Annotated in this window: 18 protein-coding genes; 2 read left to right on the top strand and 16 right to left on the bottom strand. The window is 61.3% G+C overall.

What is annotated here, in order from left to right:
• The first annotated feature begins 72 nt into the window (after positions 1-72).
• A complete protein-coding gene (locus tag AC2444_RS09235) occupies positions 73-1,290 on the top strand; it encodes a bifunctional 2-C-methyl-D-erythritol 4-phosphate cytidylyltransferase/2-C-methyl-D-erythritol 2,4-cyclodiphosphate synthase (protein WP_012757339.1) in 1,218 nt (405 codons plus the stop codon).
• Positions 1,287-1,790, top strand: coding sequence for a CinA family protein (locus AC2444_RS09230; protein ID WP_029873171.1), 504 nt, complete (start codon positions 1,287-1,289; stop codon positions 1,788-1,790). The genes AC2444_RS09235 and AC2444_RS09230 overlap by 4 nt, the downstream gene beginning before the upstream one ends.
• Positions 1,791-1,804: 14 nt before the next feature.
• Here AC2444_RS09230 and AC2444_RS09225 read toward each other — a convergent pair whose 3' ends face one another.
• The 16 genes from AC2444_RS09225 to AC2444_RS09150 all read right to left on the bottom strand — a co-directional run bounded on the left by AC2444_RS09225 (position 1,805) and on the right by AC2444_RS09150 (position 15,462).
• On the bottom strand, positions 1,805-2,257 hold the full coding sequence (locus AC2444_RS09225; protein WP_012757337.1) for a type II toxin-antitoxin system RatA family toxin: 453 nt from the start codon (positions 2,255-2,257) through the stop codon (positions 1,805-1,807).
• Positions 2,258-2,266: 9 nt separating this feature from the next.
• A complete protein-coding gene (locus AC2444_RS09220) occupies positions 2,267-2,863 on the bottom strand; it encodes a P-loop NTPase family protein (protein WP_012757336.1) in 597 nt (198 codons plus the stop codon).
• A gap of 40 nt (positions 2,864-2,903) precedes the next feature.
• Positions 2,904-3,437: an AAA family ATPase gene (locus tag AC2444_RS09215; protein ID WP_012757335.1), complete on the bottom strand. Its 534-nt coding sequence runs from the start codon at positions 3,435-3,437 to the stop codon at positions 2,904-2,906.
• A 68-nt stretch (positions 3,438-3,505) separates the two neighbouring features.
• Complete coding sequence (gene lipA / locus AC2444_RS09210; RefSeq protein ID WP_012757334.1) at positions 3,506-4,477, bottom strand: lipoyl synthase; 972 nt, start codon at positions 4,475-4,477, stop codon at positions 3,506-3,508.
• Between the two features lie 48 nt (positions 4,478-4,525).
• Positions 4,526-4,774, bottom strand: a complete 249-nt coding sequence (locus tag AC2444_RS09205; RefSeq protein WP_012757333.1) for a GlsB/YeaQ/YmgE family stress response membrane protein — start codon at positions 4,772-4,774, stop codon at positions 4,526-4,528.
• A 37-nt stretch (positions 4,775-4,811) separates the two neighbouring features.
• A complete protein-coding gene (locus tag AC2444_RS09200; protein WP_003539329.1) occupies positions 4,812-5,066 on the bottom strand; it encodes a GlsB/YeaQ/YmgE family stress response membrane protein in 255 nt (84 codons plus the stop codon).
• A 98-nt stretch (positions 5,067-5,164) separates the two neighbouring features.
• The gene (gene lpdA, locus AC2444_RS09195; protein ID WP_012757332.1) at positions 5,165-6,613 is read right to left on the bottom strand and encodes a dihydrolipoyl dehydrogenase; all 1,449 of its coding nucleotides are present in this window, start codon (positions 6,611-6,613) and stop codon (positions 5,165-5,167) included.
• Between the two features lie 16 nt (positions 6,614-6,629).
• Positions 6,630-7,211 (bottom strand): GNAT family N-acetyltransferase, encoded by a 582-nt coding sequence (locus AC2444_RS09190; RefSeq protein ID WP_012757331.1) that lies wholly within the window; start codon positions 7,209-7,211, stop codon positions 6,630-6,632.
• Positions 7,212-7,213: 2 nt separating this feature from the next.
• Complete coding sequence (locus AC2444_RS09185) at positions 7,214-7,855, bottom strand: SGNH/GDSL hydrolase family protein (RefSeq protein ID WP_012757330.1); 642 nt, start codon at positions 7,853-7,855, stop codon at positions 7,214-7,216.
• Positions 7,856-7,874: 19 nt separating this feature from the next.
• Entirely contained in the window at positions 7,875-9,239 is a 1,365-nt protein-coding gene (locus tag AC2444_RS09180; protein ID WP_012757329.1) for a pyruvate dehydrogenase complex dihydrolipoamide acetyltransferase, read from the bottom strand.
• 15 nt (positions 9,240-9,254) lie between these two features.
• Positions 9,255-10,646, bottom strand: coding sequence for a pyruvate dehydrogenase complex E1 component subunit beta (locus tag AC2444_RS09175; RefSeq protein ID WP_012757328.1), 1,392 nt, complete (start codon positions 10,644-10,646; stop codon positions 9,255-9,257).
• A 15-nt stretch (positions 10,647-10,661) separates the two neighbouring features.
• Entirely contained in the window at positions 10,662-11,708 is a 1,047-nt protein-coding gene (pdhA, locus tag AC2444_RS09170; RefSeq protein WP_012757327.1) for a pyruvate dehydrogenase (acetyl-transferring) E1 component subunit alpha, read from the bottom strand.
• Positions 11,709-11,853: 145 nt separating this feature from the next.
• Positions 11,854-12,174, bottom strand: a complete 321-nt coding sequence (locus tag AC2444_RS09165) for an FtsB family cell division protein (protein ID WP_012757326.1) — start codon at positions 12,172-12,174, stop codon at positions 11,854-11,856.
• A gap of 137 nt (positions 12,175-12,311) precedes the next feature.
• A complete protein-coding gene (gene eno, locus AC2444_RS09160) occupies positions 12,312-13,586 on the bottom strand; it encodes a phosphopyruvate hydratase (protein WP_012757325.1) in 1,275 nt (424 codons plus the stop codon).
• Between the two features lie 137 nt (positions 13,587-13,723).
• Positions 13,724-14,569, bottom strand: a complete 846-nt coding sequence (gene kdsA / locus AC2444_RS09155; RefSeq protein WP_012757324.1) for a 3-deoxy-8-phosphooctulonate synthase — start codon at positions 14,567-14,569, stop codon at positions 13,724-13,726.
• On the bottom strand, positions 14,566-15,462 hold the full coding sequence (locus AC2444_RS09150) for a VOC family protein (RefSeq protein ID WP_012757323.1): 897 nt from the start codon (positions 15,460-15,462) through the stop codon (positions 14,566-14,568). Before AC2444_RS09150 ends, kdsA begins: the two co-directional genes overlap by 4 nt.
• Between the last annotated feature and the right edge of the window lie 112 nt (positions 15,463-15,574).

Here is a 15,574-nt window from a genome sequence, read left to right as displayed (position 1 = left end):
GGGCAGATGCTGGAAAAGGCCAAAGCAAGACGTTAGAGCACTCGGGTCAATTCCGCATAATTTAGGGGATTTATGCTGCAAATGCCTTCTAAGCAACCGATATCGGCTGGAATTGTCATCGTGGCCGCCGGCCGCGGCGAGCGCGCAGGATCATCCAAGGAAGGCCCCAAGCAGTATCGCATGATCGGCGGCAAGCCGGTTATCGTGCATACGCTTGAAAACTTCATGACATGGGAAGCGGCAACTGAGATCGTCGTCGTCATCCATCCCGATGACGAGGCGCTGTTTGCGAGAGCCTTCCGCCACATCATCTCGGCAACACCGATCGAAACGGTGCATGGGGGTGCGACTAGGCAGCAATCCGTGCTTGCCGGCCTCAGATACCTCAAGGACAAGCAAATCAGCCATGTGCTGATCCACGATGCCGTTCGGCCGTTCTTCGACCATGATCTCCTGGACCGCATTGCCGAGAGCCTTAATGCCGGCGCGCAGGCGGTCCTGCCGGCGATCCCGGTCACCGATACGCTGAAACGCGCCGACAACACAGGCACGGTGCTGACGACGGTTTCACGCGAGCATCTTTACGCTGCGCAGACGCCGCAATCCTTCGCCTTCGAAACGATCCTCGAGGCTCATGAGAAGGCGGCTTCAAGCGGGCGAAGCGATTTCACCGACGATGCCTCGATCGCCGAATGGCTGGGCATTCCGGTGACGATCGTCGAGGGCACGGCCGACAACGTCAAGCTGACGGTCAAGAACGATATCGCCATGGCCGACGACAAGCTGTCGGCTCCGCTGCTTCCGGACGTGCGCACCGGCAACGGCTACGACGTGCACCAGCTCGTAGTCGGCGATGGCGTGACACTCTGCGGCGTGTTCATTCCGCATGACCAGAAGCTCAAAGGACACTCCGATGCCGACGTCGCGCTGCATGCGCTGACGGACGCGCTGCTTGCCACGTGCGGCGCCGGCGATATCGGCGATCATTTCCCACCGTCCGATCCGCAATGGAAGGGGGCAGCTTCGCGGATCTTCATCGAGCATGCTGCCCGGATCGTGCGCGAGCGCGGCGGCACGATCATGAATGCCGACGTCTCGCTGATCGCCGAGGCGCCGAAGGTCGGCCCGCATCGCGACGCCATGCGGGCGAAACTATCGGACTATCTCGGCATTGACATCGAGCGTTGCTCGGTCAAGGCGACGACCAACGAGACGATCGGCTTCGTCGGCCGGCGCGAAGGCATCGCGGCGATTGCGACGGCGACCGTCGTCTATCGCGGGAGGAAATGATGAGTGTTTTTCCCGACGATATCCTTTCAGCGGCGGAGACGATCATCCATGACTTTACGGCCGCAGGATTGATGGTCTCGACCGCCGAATCATGCACCGGCGGGCTGATCGCCGGAGCGCTGACGGAGATTTCGGGTTCGTCAGCCGTCGTCGACCGCGGCTTCGTCACCTATACGAATACCGCGAAGATCGAGATGCTCGGCGTGCAGGCGGAAACCCTGCTGCGCTTCGGGGCGGTCTCCGAGGAAACGGCGCGGCAGATGGTGCATGGCGCCCTCTTCCGCTCACGCGCCGAGATCGCCGTTGCCGTCACAGGCATTGCCGGCCCCGGCGGCGGATCGGCGGAAAAGCCGGTCGGCCTCGTGCATCTCGCCGCCAAATCGCGCGACGGCACGCTCATCCATCGCAAAATGCTCTATGGCGATATCGGCCGCAGCGAGGTTCGGCTGGCGACGATCAGGACGGCGCTGGAAATGGTGCGCTCGCTCCTTGCTGCCTGACGCGGGTTCGCTCATCAAACCGGCGTGTAGATCCTGTTTGCGCGCGTCTCGAAGGCTTCGGTGAACATGCGGAAGGCGCGGTCGAACATCGAGCCCATCAGCGCGCCCAGGATGCGGCTCTTGAACTCGTAATCGATGAAGAAATCGACGGTGCAGCCGCCATATGGCGTCTCGGCAAAGTGCCAGCGATTGTCGAGATATTTGAACGGGCCATCGATATATTTGACCTCGATGACGTGTTCGGCCCGGTTGAGCAGCACCTGTGTCGTGAAGGTCTCGCGGATCGCCTTGTAGCCGACCGTCATGTCGGCGACGAGCAGGATCTTGCCGTCGCGCTCCTTGCGGCTCCTGATGGCGAGCGCTTCGCAGAGCGGCAGGAATTCCGGATAGCGCTCGACATCGGCGACGAGATCGAACATCTGCTCGGGCGTGTGCGGGACGGGACGGTGCGTTTCGAATTGCGGCATAAGCGGCAATTAATCGGGCCGGCCGAGAAGATCAAGAAGCTCGCGCATCTGGCGGCGGGATTTTAGCTGAAGAACCGGCACTTCGGGGCCGTGCTCGGCGATGCCCGCGACGAGACGCGGCGCGAATTTTTCCTCGAAAGTCCAGATGAAGCGGAGGAATTCCAAATCGATCTTCTCGATACAGCCCGGCGCCATTTCGGGGCGAGTGCGGCCGATCCATTTCGCCCACCGGCTGATTGCACCCCAGATACAGAGAAGCCGCGGCATGCGGACCCAGACGACGAGATCGGTGCGCGGCAACCGAATGTCCAAGGAAGACGGATTCGTGCCGTCCATGATCCAACGTTCTTCGAGGATCCGACTGGTGATGATATTTCTCTGCTCGACCCTGTCGCGCACCACCCAGCCGGGAAGCCAAAATACGTCGCGATCGAGCGAAATGTAGGAAAGCCCGAAGCGCTTGGCAATCTTCAGCGATAGCGTGGATTTGCCGCCGCCCGAGCAACCCATGACGAGGATGCGGCGGGCTGTGCGAATATGCTCCGAAGCCTGTTCGAGATCGGTGATCTGCTGACGCGGCGGCAAGTCTACTCTCTGATCCATCATGCAACTCCCTCGAGCCAGACGTGCGTTTCGCCGGCGCGACTCAAGCGCTAAGAGCGGCGAACCGGTTAGCTGCTTTGCGCGATTTTATGATGACGGTGGAATTTGCAAGCCCGTGATCCTGAAGTGCTACCTCGATCAGAGGTGCGGCATCGCGCTCGAAATTCCAGATATAGGCGAGCGCGTCCAACGAGAGGCGTTGCAGTTCGGGACGGTTGCGCCCAAAATAACGGTATGTTCTCGAGACCGCGCCGTACAGGCATGCATATCTGGGCAGCCGAAGCCAAATGACGGCGTCTGCGCGCGGCAGGCGAAGATGGAAGGAGCTGAGGCCGGTTCCATCCATGATCCAGCGTTCTTCCGCCACCGCCTTGGCGATCAGGCTGTCGATCTCGTTGCGCGGCCTCTTTCTCCAGCCTGGTAGCCAGTAGAAGTCGCGGTCCATGGAGATGTAGTCAAGGTCGAGCGCGCGCGACAGCCGCTTTGCCAGCGTGCTTTTGCCGCTGCCGGGGCAACCGATCACCAGGATACGGTCGGCTTCGGCCAACGCCGATTTCAATCCGAAGGTGATGTTCATCGTCGGCCGCCCAAAGAAAAACCGCGGCGAAAATCGCCGCGGTTCAATCAAAAAGCAAGTGCCGGCGCTTACTCGGCGGCGATCAGCAGCTTCTTTTCGCGCGCCGCTCTCAGCCGGGCAAAATCGTCGCCGGCATGGTGGGAAGAGCGGGTCAGCGGGCTGGAGGCGACCATCAGGAAGCCCTTGCTGTAGGCGACGGTCTCATAAGACTTGAACTCGTCGGGCGTGACGAAGCTTTCGACCTTGTGGTGCTTGCGTGTCGGCTGCAGGTACTGGCCGATCGTCAGGAAGTCGACATCGGCTGTGCGCAGATCGTCCATCAGCTGGAGGACTTCGTTTCGCTCTTCGCCAAGACCGACCATGATGCCCGATTTGGTGAACATGGTGGGGTCGAGTTCCTTCACCCGCTGCAGCAGGCGGACGGAATGGAAGTAGCGGGCGCCAGGGCGAACCGTCAGATAGTTGCCAGGCACCGTTTCCATATTGTGGTTGAAGACGTCGGGCTTGGCGGCGACGACGCGTTCCAGCGCACCCGGCTTCTTCAGGAAGTCGGGCGTCAGGATCTCGATCGTCGTCATCGGCGAGGCCGCACGGATTGCCCAGATCACCTTTTCGAAGTGTTCGGCGCCGCCGTCCTCCAGGTCGTCACGGTCGACCGAGGTGATAACGACGTGGGATAGGCCCATCTCCTTGACCGCCTTGGCGACATTCTCCGGCTCGGCCATGTCGAGCGCATTCGGCTTGCCGGTGGCGACGTTGCAGAAGGCGCAGGCGCGGGTACAGATCTCGCCCATGATCATGAACGTCGCGTGCTTCTTGTCCCAGCACTCGCCGATATTCGGGCAGCCGGCCTCCTCGCAGACGGTGACGAGCTTGTGCTCCTTCACGATCGCGCGCGTCTCGGCATAACCCTTGGAGGTCGGCGCCTTGACGCGAATCCAGTCCGGCTTGCGCATGACTTCCGTATCAGGCCGATGCGCCTTCTCCGGATGCCGCACGCGCTTGGCGTCGGGATTGATCGTATCGAGGATCGTCACCATTGCAGTTTCAGCTTTCTATCGCCCCTATGCGGCAAATCTCATTCGGATCTAGCGCCGCACCAGCCGCGCAAGGAATATCAACAGGCAGGCGCCAAGGAAACCCGTCACGAAGTAACCGAGCCGTCCGCCGACCACCTCGACATGGAACTGCGCAAGGACGGCGCTTGCGACGACCGAACCGACGATGCCGAGCACAATGTTCAGAAAAATCCCGTATCGCGCTTCCATCAGCTTGCCGGCGAGCCAGCCCGCAAGTCCACCGATGATGATTGCCGAAATCCAACCGACGCTTTCCATGCCTGCCCCTACCCTCAAGTTGGCCCTCAGTTACGCCTCAAGCCACCGCCCTGGCGATCAGAACCACGATGATGGCGCCGACGGTGGCGTGGATGATCTGCACCACCAGCGCGTTTTCAATGCCCAGCGAAATGCCGAGCGCGCTGAACAGATAACCGCCGACGAAGGCGCCGATAATGCCGCTCAGCAGGCATCTTATCAACCCGCCGCCACCGACGACCAGGCTTGCGAGGAAGCCTGCGACCAGGCCGATCAGCAAAAATACCAGCAACGCCTGCGTCTCCATAGACATGATGATTTCCTTTCGTTTTTTCCACCCCGGTGGGATGGCTTTGCCACCCCTTGGGGATGGCGTTGCCACCCCGACATAAAGGGCAGCCTTGGAAATTATCAAGCGTTCAGGACACGGCCGTAGGCATCGAGCACCGCTTCCTTCATCGATTCCGACACGGTCGGATGCGGGAAGATCGTGTGCATCAGCTCTTCCTCGGTCGTTTCGAGGTTCATCGCGACGACGAAGCCCTGAATGAGCTCGGTGACTTCGGCGCCGACCATGTGGGCGCCGAGCAGCTCACCGGTCTTCTTGTCGAAGATCACCTTCACCATGCCCTGGTCTTCGCCAAGCGCGATCGCCTTGCCGTTCGCTGCGAACGAGAAGCGGCCGACGCGGATGTCGCGGCCCTGTTCTTTGGCTTTGGGCTCGGTGATGCCAACGGAGGCGACCTGCGGATTGCAATAGGTGCAGCCCGGGACCTTGCCCTTGTCGGTCGGATGAACGTTCGGCAGGCCGGCGATCTTTTCGACGCAGACGACGCCTTCATGCTCTGCCTTGTGCGCCAGCATCGGCGGGCCGGCGACATCGCCGATCGCATAGATGCCGGCGATATTGGTCTTGCCGTAACCGTCGATGACGACGCAGCCGCGGTCGGTCTTGACGCCGAGCGCCTCGAGACCGAGGTTTTCGATATTGCCCTGAACACCGACGGCCGAAATCAGTCGGTCGGCGGTGATCTGCTGCACCTTGCCATCGGCCGTCTCGACATGGGCGGTAACGCTGTTGGCGGCCTTGTCGACCTTCGAGACCTTGGCGCTGGTGAAGATCTTGAGGCCGCGCTTTTCAAGCTGCTTGCGGGCGATCGCCGTGATCTCGGCATCCTCGACAGGCATGATGGTCGGCATGACTTCGACGACGGTGACGTCGACGCCCATCGAGCGGTAGAAGCTGGCGAATTCGATGCCGATAGCTCCCGAGCCCATGACGATCAGCGACTTCGGCAGAACATCCGGCTTCAGCGCCTCAAAATAGGTCCAGATCAGCTTGCCATCCGGCTCGATGCCGGGCAGCGCGCGCGGACGGGCACCGGTGGCGATGATGATGTGCTTGGCGGTATAGGTGCCCTCGCCGCTCTTGACGTTCTTCGGCAGCGGATGCTGCGGCTCGACGACGGCCTTCGACGACTTGCCGACGACGACCTCTCCCGGCTTCGTGATCTTTGCCTCGCCCCAGATGATGTCGATCTTGTTCTTCTTCATCAGGAAGCCGACGCCAGCATTCAGGCGGGCGGAGACGGCCCGCGAGCGGCCGACGACGGCCTTGGCATCCGGCTTGACCGTGCCTTCGAGAACGAGGCCGAAATCCTTGAAGTGATTGGCGTGATCGAGCACCTCGGCCGAGCGCAACAGCGCCTTGGTCGGAATGCAGCCCCAGTTCAGGCAGATGCCGCCCATATGCTCGCGCTCGACGATCGCGGTCTTCAGGCCGAGCTGGCTGGCGCGGATGGCGGCGACATAGCCGCCGGGACCCGAGCCGATGATGATGACGTCGTAGGATTCAGCCATGTGTTTCCTGCCTTTGTTACGCTGCGCTGCGGGTCATGAGCACCCACGCATGTCTTTTGCTGTTTTCGAAGAGCGGCACGGCATCGGCGCGCGCAGCCTCCAGGAATCCGTTTCTTCCATAAAGCGACAAAGCCGCTTCGTTATCACTTGCGGTAATGAGACTGACGGGCCGCCGATCGGCCCTTTCGATCTGATCGTCCAGCAGCCTGCGTCCGATGCCGATGCCGCGCAGGTGGCGATAGACGCCGAGACTGCCGATGAACCAGCTTCCGACCACCGTTTTCTGCAAGGCGAGCATCGGTGCGGTCGCCGGAATCGTCGCCTCGATATCGCCTATCCCCTCACCCAGCGCATGGCCGATCGCCACACCAGCGACCTCGCCATAGGCCTCTGCAATGACGGCATCCCGCCAGCTGCCGACAGCTTCCTCCTCGCTCATCTTCAGCCGGCCCCGCTCCAGCGGCGTGTCGCTCACGCCGTTTTCCACACCGGCAACCCAGAGCCAGGAGGCAAAACCGCGCGATGCGATATCCGCCAGAATCGCCAGCTCCGAGGCATCCCGCCGTGAGGCCTGCCGGAGGGCGATGAAGGAGGTCATGGTCAGATCCCCAGCATCATCCGCACGATCGATTCCAGCCCGCGACCGAGCGCACGCGTATTCTCCGCATCGAGGTGAATGCCATCGATCGGTGTGGTCTTGGCGACAGAATTGCCGTCGAAGAAGCCACAACCGAGTTCGTCGGCAAGATCACGATAAAGCGTTGCAAGTTTTGCCGATTCCTCGATGCCGCCGGGAAACGACGCGGCGAAGGGCACATTGCCCGTCGCGCGGATCGCCGGTGGCGCCACGATCAGGATCTCCGGCCCATCGAATTCGAAGGGCCAGGCATGATTGCGGATCAGCCGCACGAGCCGGCTGATGCCCTGGCATGCGGCAAAGGCCGAGCCTGCCACGACCGGCTTCATGTCATTGGTGCCGAGCAGAAGGACGACGAGGTCGAGCGGCGCATGCGTCTGCAGGATCGTCGGCAAGATGCGCGCACCGTTGCGGTCACAATCGGCGAGGTGGTCGTCGAAAGCGGTGGTGCGACCGTTCAGGCCTTCGGCAATGACGCGGGCCTCACTGCCGAGCGCTGCCTGAAGCACGCTCGGCCAGCGATTCTTGTAATCATGACGGCCGATCGTCTCGGCGTCATAACCCCAGGTCAGCGAGTCACCATAGCAAAGAACGGTCTTGGTCATTTCCGCCTCCGCGACGCTATCAGACAAGCATGCCCATCGGGTTTTCGATGTAGCCCTTGAAGGCCTGGAGCAGCTCGGCGCCGAGCGCGCCATCGACGCAGCGATGGTCCGTCGAGAGCGTGACGGACATCACGGTCGCAATCGCCATCTCGCCCTTCTTGACGACGACCCGCTGTTCGCCGGCGCCGACCGCGAGGATCGTCGCATGCGGCGGGTTGACCACGGCTGCGAAGTTCTTCACGCCCATCATGCCCATGTTCGAGACCGAACTGGTGCCGCCCTGATATTCCTCAGGCTTCAGCTTGCGGTCCTTGGCCCGCTTGCCGAGATCGCGCATCTCGTTGGAGATCGTCGACAGGGTCTTTTCCTCGGCCTTGCGGATGATCGGCGTGATCAGGCCGCCGGGGATCGAGACAGCAACGCCGACATCGGCATGCTTGTGCTTGATCATGTTGTTGTCGGTCCAGGAGACGTTCGCATCCGGAACGTCGCGCAGCGACAGCGCCATGGCCTTGATGACCATGTCGTTGACCGAGAGCTTGTAGGCCGGAGCGTTATCCTTGCGCGGAGCCGCATCGTTCAGCTGGGCACGCAGCGCCAGAAGCGCATCGAGTTCGCAATCGACGCTGACGTAGAAATGCGGGATCGTCTGCTTGGATTCGACCAGGCGCCTGGCGATCGTCTTGCGCATGCCGTCATGCGGCACGAGCTCGTAGGAGCCCGGTTCGAAGAGCTTGAGCACGGCTTCTTCGGAAGCGCCCTTCGGGGCAGCGGCGGCCGGAGCCGGAGCTGCGGAGGCTTGCGGAGCGGAAGCAGCAGCGGCGGGGGCTGCGGCCTTGGCGCCGCCGCCGGCAAGGGCGGCTTCGATGTCGCTCTTGACGACGCGGCCGTGCGGGCCGGAGCCTGCGACTGCCGAAAGGTCGATACCGGCTTCCTTGGCCAGCCTGCGGGCAAGCGGCGAAGAGAAGGCGCGGCTGCCATCAGATGACACCGATGCGGGTGCAGCGGCGGCTACAGGTGCCGCAGCCGGAGTAGACTGGGCCGGAGCCGGTGCAGCTTCGGCCTTCGGCGCGGCTGCACCGTCAGCTTTCGGTGCCGGAGCAGCGGAACCCGCACTGCTTGCGGCAGCGGAGACATCCTCGCCATCGGCGGCGAGAACCGCAATCAGCGCATTGACCTTGACGCCTTCGGTGCCGGCGGCAACGACGAGCTTGGCGACCGTGCCTTCATCGACGGCTTCGACTTCCATCGTCGCCTTGTCGGTCTCGATCTCGGCGATCACATCGCCAGACTTGACCTTGTCGCCTTCCTTGACCAGCCATTTGGAAAGGTTGCCTTCCTCCATGGTCGGAGAGAGGGCGGGCATCGTGATATTGATCGGCATCGAAACACCCTCCCCTTATTTGTAGCAAACAGCCTTCACCGCATCGACCACTTCGCCGACGTTCGGAAGGGCGAGCTTTTCGAGATTGGCGGCGTAAGGCATCGGAACGTCCTTGCCTGCGATCGTCAGGATCGGCGCATCGAGATAGTCGAAGGCCTGCTGCATGACGCGGGTGGCGATTTCGGTGCCGACGGAGGACTGCGGATAGCCTTCCTCGACGGTGACGAGACGTCCGGTTTTCTTCACCGATTCGATAACAGCCGGCAGGTCCATCGGGCGGATAGTGCGAAGGTCGATCAGTTCGACATCGATGCCGAGCTTTTCGAGTTCGGCGACAGCCTTGATCGCATAGGTCATGCCGATGCCGAAGGAGACCACGGTGACGTCCTTGCCGGGACGATGGATGCGGGCCTTGCCGATCGGCAGAACGAAATTATCGAGCTTCGGCACATCGAAGTGCTGGCCGTAGAGAATTTCGTTTTCGAGGAAGATGACCGGGTTCGGATCGCGGATCGCAGCCTTCAGCAGGCCCTTGGCATCAGATGCCGTGTAGGGCATGACGACCTTCAGGCCGGGAATGGCGCTGTACCAGGCTGCATAATCCTGGCTGTGCTGGGCGCCGACACGGGCCGCTGCACCATTCGGGCCGCGGAAGACGATCGGAGCGCCCATCTGGCCGCCGGACATATAAAGCGTCTTGGCAGCGGAGTTGATGATCTGGTCGATCGCCTGCATGGCGAAGTTGAAGGTCATGAACTCGACGATCGGGCGAAGGCCGGCCATGGCTGCACCGACGCCGACGCCGGCAAAGCCATGCTCGGTGATCGGCGTATCGACGACGCGGCGGGGGCCGAATTCCTGCAGCAGGCCCTGCGTGACCTTGTAGGCGCCCTGATATTCGGCGACTTCCTCGCCCATGACGAAGACGTTTTCGTCGGTGCGCATTTCCTCGGCCATGGCGTCACGAAGCGCTTCGCGCACGGTCGTCGACACCATTTCGGTGCCGGCCGGGATTTCCGGATCGTTCTGCACCTGGGCTTTCGGCTCGGCGGGAACGGGTGCGGATGCCGGAGTTGCGGCAGCCGGCTTTTCCTCCTGCGCGGCCTGCGGTGCAGCAGCCGGCGCTGCTGCCGGAGCGGACGCAGACATGTCGGATGCGGATTCACCGTCCTGCAGGAGAACGGCGATCTTGGCGTTCACCTTGACGCCTTCGGTTCCGGCAGGAACCAGAAGCTTGCCGATGACGCCTTCGTCAACGGCTTCGACTTCCATCGTCGCCTTGTCGGTTTCGATTTCGGCAATCACGTCGCCGGAGGTGACCTTGTCACCTTCCTGCTTCAGCCATTTGGACAGTGTGCCTTCTTCCATGGTCGGAGAGAGGGCGGGCATGAGGATATCGATAGGCATGGGTTCCCTCCCCGATTAGAGCAGAATGTCGGTATAGAGCTCGGATGCATCCGGCTCCGGATCGGCCTGGGCGAAATCGGCGCTATCGGCGACGATGTCGCGAACATCCTTGTCGATCGCCTTCAGATCGTCTTCGGAAGCCCAGCCCTTTTCGACGAGGCGTGCCTTGACCTGTTCGATCGGGTCATGCTCGGAGCGCATCTTCTGCACTTCGTCCTTGGAGCGATACTTCGCCGGGTCGGACATCGAGTGACCGCGATAACGATAGGTCAGCATTTCGAGAATGATCGGACCCTTGCCGGAACGGCAATGCTCGAGCGCCTCGTCGGCGGCCGCCTTGACGGCGCGGACGTCCATGCCATCGACCTGAATGCCGGGGATGCCGAAACCGGATCCGCGAAGCGAGTAATTCGACTGCGCGGTGGCGCGGGCAGTCGAGGTGCCCATGGCGTAACGGTTGTTCTCGACGATGTAGACGATCGGCAGCTTCCAGAGAGCAGCCATGTTGAAGCTCTCGTAGACCTGGCCCTGGTTGGCAGCGCCGTCGCCGAAATAGGCGATGGAGACATTGTCATTGCCGCGGTAGCGGTTTGCGAAGGCAAGACCCGTTCCGAGCGAGACCTGGGCACCGACGATGCCGTGACCGCCGTAGAAATGCTTCTCTTTCGAGAACATGTGCATCGAGCCGCCCTTGCCGTGGGAATAGCCGCTGCGGCGCCCGGTCAGTTCCGCCATGACGCCACGCGCTTCCATGCCGGTTGCCAGCATATGACCGTGGTCGCGATAGGCGGTGATGACCTGGTCGCCATCCTTCTGCGCCATCTGCATGCCGACGACGACAGCTTCCTGACCGATGTAGAGGTGACAAAAGCCGCCGATGAACCCCATGCCGTAAAGCTGGCCGGCCTTCTCCTCGAAGCGGCGGATCAGCAGCATCTCGCGATAGGCCTTCAGCTCTTCATTGCGATCGAAGTCGGCTACCGGGCCTCCATTCGATGCTTTGGCTGCCGGTTTTGCTGCAGTTTTGCGGCTGGAAACGGTCGCGGTCTTTCGCGGCGCCATTCAACCCTCCCTATGGGTTTGTCGTTTCTTGGTGGCGCGTACCATAGGGAAGAAATATGAGCACAGCAATGCCATAATTGCATGGCTCGTATTCGGTGCTAAATTATTGGAAAAACATTGAAAATTCCAATTAACCTGTTTCCGGTTAATTGGAATAATGATTGAATACGACGATCTCGTCGGCGCGCGACATGTTGAGCTGATAACGCGCTTTTTCGTCCAACATATCCTTATCGAGCGACCCGTCACTCAAGAGCGCGACCTGATTTTCCAGATGTTCGCGCTTCGCCTTCAAGATCGCAAGCTCTTTTTCACGCGCGACACGCTGATGCTCGAACGTCTCCGTTGCGCGCAGGCCGTAATCGCCATGGATGCAATGATAACCGAAATAGGAGAGGAAGGCGACCGTCATGGCCGGAATGACGAAGCGACCGATCTTTCTCTTCTTATGATGCTTTGTCCACATACACGCATGCTCTTGAACGCATTACCAATTCGTTCAATCTAACGTGCAGAGATTAACCGTTCGTTGACTCTAAAAAACGGGCAACAAAAAACCCGCGCCGGGAAGGCGCGGGTCAAGCCGTTGAAAATCAGATCCGATCAGCCGCGAACGATCGAGCGGCCGGCATACTGGGCCTGCGGGCCGAGGCCCTCTTCGATACGGATCAGCTGATTGTACTTGGCAAGACGGTCGGAGCGCGACAGCGAGCCGGTCTTGATCTGACCGCAGTTGGTGGCGACCGCGAGATCGGCGATGGTCGAATCTTCGGTCTCGCCGGAGCGGTGGGACATGACGGCGGTATAGGCCGCCTTGTGCGCCGTGTTGACGGCATCAAGCGTCTCCGTCAGCGTGCCGATCTGGTTGACCTTGACGAGGATCGAGTTGGCGACGCCCATGCGGATACCGTCGCGAAGACGGGCGGAGTTGGTGACGAAGAGATCATCGCCGACGAGCTGGGTCTTCTTGCCGGCTAGGTCGGTCAGCGTCTTCCAGCCATCCCAGTCGTCTTCGGCCATGCCGTCCTCGATCGAGATGATCGGATACTTGGCGGCGAGTTCGGCCAGATATTCGGCCATGGCGCCCGATTCCAGCGTGCGGCCTTCCCCTTCGAGAACGTATTTGCCGTCCTTGAAGAATTCCGTCGAGGCGCAGTCGAGGCCGAGGCACATGTCGTCGCCCGGCTTGTAGCCGGCTTTCTCGATCGACTTCATGATGAAGTCGAGAGCTTCCGGCGCGCTCTTCAGGCCCGGTGCGAAACCGCCTTCATCGCCGACATTGGTGTTATGGCCCTGTGCGGCAAGTTCCTTGCGCAGCGTATGGAAGACTTCCGAACCCATGCGCACGGCTTCGGCGATCGAATCGGCGCCGACCGGCAGGATCATGAATTCCTGGAAATCGATCGGGTTGTCGGCATGGGCACCACCATTGATGATGTTCATCATCGGCACTGGCAGCAGGCTGGCGGAAGCACCGCCGACATAGCGGTAGAGCGGCAGGCCGGACGCCTGGGCGGCAGCCTTGGCGACGGCGAGCGACACGCCAAGGATGGCGTTGGCGCCGAGACGCGACTTGTTCGGCGTGCCGTCCAGCTCGATCATGATGTTGTCGATCTGGATCTGGTTTTCGGCGTCGATGCCGCCGATCGCGTCGAAGATCTCGGTGTTGGCGGCTTCGACCGCCTTTTCGACGCCCTTGCCCAGGTAGCGCTTGCCGCCGTCACGCAGTTCGACCGCCTCATGCGCGCCCGTCGAGGCGCCCGAGGGAACGGCCGCGCGGCCCATGCTGCCATCTTCGAGATAGACATCGACTTCGACGGTGGGGTTGCCACGGCTATCGAGAATCTCGCGGGCGATGATATCGGTGATTGCAGTCATGGGTTCTTCCTGCTCGGTGGGTGATAAATGGTTCGAAACCTGTCTTAGTCGAAGGCGTGCAAATTACAATGCTGCAATAGCCTTCGGACCAGCGTTCGGATGTGGCCTATAGCACGATCATGTCAGACTGTTGAACGTCAAGCCTTGGCGACCGCATCGAAGGCGAGCAGCTTTTCGAGAAGCCGCGGCATGTCCTTGAGATAGACCATGTTCGGGCCGTCGGAAGGGGCATTGTCGGGGTCCTGATGGGTTTCGACGAAGACGCCGGCAATACCGGCAGCCACTGCTGCCCGCGCCAGGGTTTCTACGAATTCCCGCTGACCGCCGGAGGAATCGCCCTGCCCGCCCGGCTGCGCTACGGAATGGGTCGCATCGAAGACAACGGGCGCACCCATCGCCGCCATGATCGGCAGCGAGCGCATGTCGGAAACCAGCGTATTGTAACCAAAGGAGGCGCCGCGCTCGCAAAGCAGCACGTTCGGATTGCCGCTGGCGTTGAGCTTCTTCAGAACATTCTTCATATCCCAGGGAGCGAGGAACTGGCCCTTCTTGACATTGACGACGCGGCCGGTCTTGGCGGCGGCGATGAGAAGGTCGGTCTGGCGGCAGAGGAAGGCCGGGATCTGCAGGACGTCGACGACCTTTGCCACCTCCGCGCATTGCTCGGCGGTATGAACGTCGGTCAGGACGGGAAAGCCGAACTCCTTTTTGAGGTCGGCAAAGACCTCCATGCCTTTTTCAATCCCGATACCGCGTTCGGCCGACAGCGAGGTGCGGTTCGCCTTGTCGAAGGAGCTCTTGTAAACGAGGCCGATGCCGAGCTTGCCGCAAAGCTCCTTCAGCGTGCCGGCGACCATGAAGGCGTGGTCGCGGCTCTCCATCTGGCAGGGACCGGCAATCAGCGACAGGCGGCCGGTATTGGAAAAGCTGACCTGGCCTTGGCCTTCGCCGATCCTGACTTCGGAATTCGTATCAGTGCTCATCGTGTTTCCTCGAAGGCGAAGAGCGTGCCCTGCCCGGGCGCGGGCTTCACCAGAATGCGATTGTTCTTGCGCGCGTATGTCACCCCGTTAGCAGCCAAATGCGCTTCTGTCACGGCAAGATCGGCGACAGCGAAGAGGATTGCCCGGCCGCGCAGGCCACGATCTGCGGATGAGCCGACGATGTCGAAATAGGCCTCCAACCCTTCCGCCGTCATCAGGCTGATTTTGGCATTCGACGCCGGGATATTGACGCCGAAACCGGTTTTCTCGACTGCCGATTGCACCACGGCGAGGCTGACGAAGGCAGCGAAGGCGGCAGCATCAGGCGCGCAAAGCGCTATCTCGACTATGCCGGTGACGCCATTGGCATGCGTCTCCAGCACGGCGCGGTCGGCCGGCAGCGGATTGACGCGCTCGACGGTAAATAGCAGGAGATCAGGCGCGCGCAGATCGCCGGCAAAAGCCAGCTTGAAGCCGGCAATCGTCTCAGAACCGTCCGGCATCGTCATCGGCCGGGTGAACTGCAGCATCTCGCCGGCGCTCGATCCGTTACCGACGAAATTCTGATGATCGATGCCGGCATCCTTGCTGCCAAAAGCCAGCCCCGAAAGCCCCTCCGCGCCGCAGCGGAAGCGGAAAGCCTGATTGCGGGCGGTGAAGACATTGCCTTGGCGCGCCGACGCCTCGCTCTCCTCGACGCTCGCAATCCCGAGCGGCTCCAGATAGGTCTTGTCAGCAAAGAAGACGCAGGCATTCTCCGTTCCGAAGGGATGGCGCGCATCGGGGGCAACGGTGAAGCCGAGCTTGCCGAGCCTCTCGCGCGCCAGATCGATATTGACGACCGGCAGCACGACATGATCCAGCGGGTGCGGTTTGGCGGAGTGCTCGTTCATGATATCCCTCCCTGACACGGCAAGAGATGTGCGACAGCGCTTCCCTCAACGCAAGACTTCTGTGCCAATCCGGCGAATGAAAATAAAAATCTCAACGAGTTGGCGCCAAGTT

The organism is Rhizobium sp. WSM1328, assembly GCF_057653715.1.
Note: the sequence above shows the minus strand (reverse complement) of the source record. Positions and strands in the feature narration are given on the sequence as shown.